Genomic DNA, 4,583 nt, shown 5'->3' on the forward strand with positions numbered 1-4,583 from the left:
CCAGCCGGGAAATCCCTATGACGGCCACACCCTGGCCGGCCAGATCGAGCAGGTCGAGCGGATCACCGGCGTTGCCGTCGCCCGCGCCTATGTCGACCGCGGCTATCGCGGCCACGGCGTCGAAGCCGAGGGCAGAAGGATCTTCATCTCCCGCCAGAAACGCGGCATCACCCCCACCATCCGCCGCGAGTTGCGCCGACGCACAGCCATCGAACCCGTCATCGGCCACATGAAGACCGATGGCCATCTGGGGCGAAACTTCCTGCTCGGCTTCGACGGTGATGCCATCAACGCCATCCTTGCCGGCGCCGGCCACAACCTCCGGCTGCTCCGCAGATGGCTGATCAGGCTTCTTTGCGCCATCTTCACATGGCTCTCGGCCGCAAGACCCTCTCCAGACCTTCGCCTACCGAACTACCACATCGCTTAATTCACAGACGACCACCTACGTCACGATCACCCACGACGATGGCGCCAGCAGCTATGCAAACGGCAACAAGGTGACTTACTCGCCTGGCGAAACTCAAGCCGTCAGCGATACCGGCACGTTACCTGTGGGATCGATGACAAGTTTCGCTGTCGACTACGTTGAGGCGAACGGAGCACCGGCAGTTCTCAAAGTGGACGTACCGGAACCGGGCAGTGTTCTGCTCCTCGGAACAGGCTTGCTCGTTCTCGGTCTCGTCGTTCGCCGGCGGCAGAAAGCCCTCTGAGACCCGCTGGTCGATCTTGACTGATGCGGTCCCGCTCACTCGGGACCGCCTTTTATCGGCCAGCAAATGGAACGCGAGGCGATCTGACAGCCACCGCACACATTCAGAATACGTCACTCCACCCCCGCGCAAAATTTGTAACAGAGCCGATCAGATACCTGCTCGCGGTTCGGAGCCGCCGGCGTTTGGGATCCTGTCGAGCGAAAGCCGTGTATCGCGGATCGCCTGATCGGCGGCCCGATGGCCGCCTCGAAGTAGAGGTACGGCAAGGCATCTCGATGTGCAATCTCGGGTGGCCCCATCGATGACGCCGGATTGGGTGGTTCGGCATCAGTCACGGCCGCCCCCGGCCCCGTCCGGGTTCGGGCTGCCACGGTGGTGCCACGAAATCTCGCATTTGTGCTATACTGGCAAGGCCGAACAATCGGCGCTTGCTGCGATAGGCCAGTTCGACCGCCAGCCTGGCCGATTGAAACTCACCCAGCAGGGCCAAAAGTCGTGTCCCTGGTTGTCATGTAGGAGGCCGCTGATCAGCCTGCCGCCGTGACAGTTGAGAGTCTGCCGCCGTCGAATATGCGAGCGAAAGCGAGGTGATCCGCGACGGGCTGCGCACCTTGCTGGCGCATGACCGGGTGGTGGAAGCCTGGCTGCGTGATCAGGTGGCCCCGGCTCTTGATGCGCTGAAAGCCGATCCGTCACGCGCTGTCACCATGGACGGGATGCGCGCTGCCCTGGCCGCCGAACATACGAAGGCCACCGGTTCCCGGTGAAGCGCTATCCGGGTGATTTCACGCCGGAGGCGCGTGGCCTGCTGGTTGCGCTGTAGCGGCGGATCCCGACCGAGGCTTCGCCGGACATCGCGTTACGTTACACCGACACGATCATGTCCCGCTGCGAGGGGTTGAGCCTGTTTCCGGCGCCTTCTTTGCGGGGCGTTCATTACGACCGACACAAAAGATATATCTTGATCGGTCTTGCATCGGCCCAAGTAAGATATATCTTAGTGCCATCATATTGGAGTGACGAGGATAGTCATGTTTGGAAGACACATGGGCCGGCATGGCCTGAATGAAGAAATGATGCGCCTTGCCGGGCGGTTCGGCGCTGGTCGCCGCGGTTTCGGGGGTGGTCGCGGCTGGAGCGACGACGATGACGGCGGCTTTGGCCGCCATGGTCATGGTCGCCGCCGCATGTTCGAGGGAGGCCAGCTCCGCCTGGTCCTGCTCAAACTGATCTCCGAGCAGCCGCGTCATGGCTATGAACTGATCCGGGCGATCGAGGAGCGGACCGGCGGCGCCTATGCGCCCAGCCCGGGCATCGTCTATCCGACGCTCACGCTGCTCGCGGAAACGGGACTGGCCAGCGAGCAGGTCACGGACGGTACGCGCAAGCTCTACGAGATCACCACTGAAGGCCAGGCATATCTCGCCGAACAGGCAGACGAGGTCACGCTGATCCTTGCCCGGCTGGATGCGGTGGGGAATGCGCGCGGCCGTCTCGATGCGGTGCCCGTGCGGCGGGCCATGCACAACCTGCGCAACGTACTCATCAACCGGCTGCAGGGCGGGCTCGACAAGGAGCGCGTCCATGAGGTCGTGGCGCTGATCGACGAGGCTGCCGGCAGGATCGAACGGCTCTGACCGGCAAAGCCGGCTCAAACGGAATGTCGCGGGCACCGGACCTGCCCGCGACAGGGGAACAGAATCTACCGGATCACGTGCATCTTCACGGTCGTGGCGCAGGAAGCCCCCTGCCGGGTTTAGTGATGCCGGCGGCGCATGTGCGGATGACCTCTGCCGCGGATTATGGCGTTTTGCCGAGCCGAGGCGCGGCATGAGCGGCGCGATCGAGACGCCGCAGGTGCTGCTGGCGCATCATCTGTAGGCACTGAAGCTGCCGACCTTCCTGCGCGAATATGCCAAGGTCGCTGCCGAGTGCGCGAAGGATCGCGCGGATCATCCGAAATTCCTGCTGCGGCTGGCGGAGCTGGAGCTGCTCGATCGCGAACGCCGGCTGGTGGAACGGCGGATCCGTGCGGCGCACTTCCAGGCGGTCAGAAGCCTCGATACCTTCGACTTCACCGCGATCCCGTCGCTGAACAAGATGCTGGTGCTTGATCTGGCGCGCTGCGACAACATCATCGCTCTGGGAAATTCCGGCACCGGCGCGCTGCTCGATCGTCTCACGCAGCACGTCCAGATCCTGGAGCTGAACGGCGAAATCAACGACAGCTGATACCCACCGCCAATCAGGCAGCTGATATGAGAACGGCCCCTGCAGGGGCCGTTCTCATATCTGTCACGTCACAACCCCGTGGCTGGTTTTTACGTCGCCGCGCCGGCCTGGCTTTGATCCGCCGTTGACATCCGAACCGACCAACTCCGCCCAGCCGGGCGAATAAAGTCGGAAAGGGAGGGCGAATTAATCTCGGAACCGGTGGAGGAATAATTCCCGGAGACCGTGCAAGTTAAATTCGGAATACTTGACAATTTCGGAATACTTGAGGGTTCGGCAAGGTCCCGCCTTCGGTTTTGTTCACGAAAACGGGTATTTCTTCCTTTCTGTTCTTCATTTATACGGTCTGATGAAAAAATATAATTGACAGGTTTTTGATCGCTTGTTATCGATAAAAAACTATCAACTAGCCGCCGTCAAGGCGGTCATGAAGGAGGAAACATGATGATTTTCAGGAGCGCTTCGGCGCTTGGCGCGATGGCGGCCGTCTTGAGCTTCGTGGGAGTCGCGCGGGCGGCGCCGGCCCTGGATACGGCAAAAATGACCCAGATGCAGTCGAAGGCGGTGTGCGTGAATCCGCACCCTACGCATGTCAATTTGTCGAAGCTCGTAGTCGGATTCAGCCAGTCTGAATCGAATGCCAATCCGTTCCGAGCCGGTGAGACCAAGTCGGTCCGGGATGCGGCGAAAGCGTTTCATGTCCGCCGGCTGATCTATACAAACGCGCATAGCAACCAGTCGCGCCAGGTCGCTGATGTCGAGAACATGATCAACCAAGGCGCGCAGGCGCTGATCATCGCGCCGCTGGATTCGACCGGCTTGCAACCGGCTTTCGCGCAGGCCGCAGCCAAGCACATTCCCATCCTCACCCTCGACCGGCGGACCGCGGGCTCGAAGTGCAGCGATTATCTGAGCTTCCTGGGCTCCAACTTCTATTTCAAGCAAGGCGAGATCGACGCGCGAGAACTAGCGAAGGCGACCGGCGGCCACGCGATGGTGGCAGAGATTCAGGGCGCCTACGGCAATTCGGTGGAGGTGGCGCGCACCAAGGGCTTCGCCGCTGGGCTCAAAGCCTATCCTGGCATGAAGATCGTCACCGAGCAGACCGGTAACTGGTTCACCACCGACGCGCAGAAGGTGATGAGCCAGATTCTGCTCGCGCATCCGAATGTGAATGCGGTCTATGCCCAAGCGGATACGATGGCGTTCGGCGCGATCACCGCGCTGCGCGACGCCGGCAAGAAGCCGGGACAGGTCAAGATCGTGTCGATCGACGGCACCCGGCAGGGGGTTCAGGACATCGTTGACGGCTGGATCTATGCCGATGACGAAACCAATCCGCGCTTCGGGCCGATCGCGTTTCACGAGCTGCAGAACTGGTTCGACGGTAAGCCGGTGCCGCGGCACATCGTGCTGACGGATCATATCTACACCCCGGCGAATGCAGCGGCGGCGCTGAAGAACAACGTGCCGTTCTAACGGCGGAGGAGCGGCATGGCCGGGTGCAAGCATGCTGAGGCGGTTCTGGAAACTGTGGGGGTTTCAAGGCGTTTCGGTGCGGTGCGGGCGTTGGAGGGGGTATCGCTGACGCTCAATGCCGGCGAGGTGCATGGACTTGCCGGCGAGAACGGCGCC

General features: G+C 61.7%; 6 protein-coding genes and 1 pseudogene. 6 read left to right on the forward strand and 1 reads right to left on the reverse strand.

Features of this window, described 5'->3' with window-relative positions; genetic code table 11:
• The 4 genes and pseudogenes from APM_RS17415 to APM_RS17430 form a co-directional block, all read left to right on the forward strand.
• Nucleotides 1-430: pseudogene (locus tag APM_RS17415) on the forward strand (IS5/IS1182 family transposase); the annotation flags it as partial.
• A 133-nt stretch (nucleotides 431-563) separates the two neighbouring features.
• On the forward strand, nucleotides 564-713 hold the full coding sequence (locus APM_RS22780) for a PEP-CTERM sorting domain-containing protein (RefSeq protein WP_241763199.1): 150 nt from the start codon (nucleotides 564-566) through the stop codon (nucleotides 711-713).
• A 590-nt stretch (nucleotides 714-1,303) separates the two neighbouring features.
• Nucleotides 1,304-1,483, forward strand: coding sequence for a hypothetical protein (locus APM_RS17425; RefSeq protein WP_007424713.1), 180 nt, complete (start codon nucleotides 1,304-1,306; stop codon nucleotides 1,481-1,483).
• Nucleotides 1,484-1,762: 279 nt separating this feature from the next.
• Nucleotides 1,763-2,353 carry a PadR family transcriptional regulator gene (locus APM_RS17430; RefSeq protein WP_039889143.1) on the forward strand — a complete coding sequence of 197 codons (591 nt, stop codon included), beginning with the start codon at nucleotides 1,763-1,765 and terminating at the stop codon, nucleotides 2,351-2,353.
• Nucleotides 2,354-2,516: 163 nt separating this feature from the next.
• On the opposite strand, the gene APM_RS22785 is transcribed toward APM_RS17430, so the two are convergent.
• On the reverse strand, nucleotides 2,517-2,672 hold the full coding sequence (locus APM_RS22785) for a hypothetical protein (protein ID WP_241763200.1): 156 nt from the start codon (nucleotides 2,670-2,672) through the stop codon (nucleotides 2,517-2,519).
• On the opposite strand from APM_RS22785, the gene APM_RS17435 reads away from it, so the two are divergent.
• Together APM_RS17435 and APM_RS17440 are read left to right on the forward strand one after the other, a co-directional pair.
• On the forward strand, nucleotides 2,619-2,948 hold the full coding sequence (locus APM_RS17435) for an ATP-binding protein (protein ID WP_305803847.1): 330 nt from the start codon (nucleotides 2,619-2,621) through the stop codon (nucleotides 2,946-2,948). The genes APM_RS22785 and APM_RS17435 overlap by 54 nt on opposite strands.
• A 441-nt stretch (nucleotides 2,949-3,389) precedes the next feature.
• Entirely contained in the window at nucleotides 3,390-4,427 is a 1,038-nt protein-coding gene (locus tag APM_RS17440; protein WP_012039886.1) for an ABC transporter substrate-binding protein, read from the forward strand.
• The last annotated feature ends 156 nt before the right edge of the window (nucleotides 4,428-4,583 follow it).

The organism is Acidiphilium sp. PM, from assembly GCF_000219295.1.
Taxonomy (GTDB): Bacteria; Pseudomonadota; Alphaproteobacteria; order Acetobacterales; family Acetobacteraceae; genus Acidiphilium; species Acidiphilium multivorum.

Coding starts and splice junctions, on each gene's coding strand:
- APM_RS22780 (WP_241763199.1), top strand. CDS start 564: ATGACAAGTTTCGCTGTCGACTACGTTGAGGCGAACGGAGCACCGGCA.
- APM_RS17430 (WP_039889143.1), top strand. CDS start 1,763: ATGGGCCGGCATGGCCTGAATGAAGAAATGATGCGCCTTGCCGGGCGG.
- APM_RS22785 (WP_241763200.1), bottom strand. CDS start 2,672: ATGATCCGCGCGATCCTTCGCGCACTCGGCAGCGACCTTGGCATATTC.
- APM_RS17440 (WP_012039886.1), top strand. CDS start 3,390: ATGATGATTTTCAGGAGCGCTTCGGCGCTTGGCGCGATGGCGGCCGTC.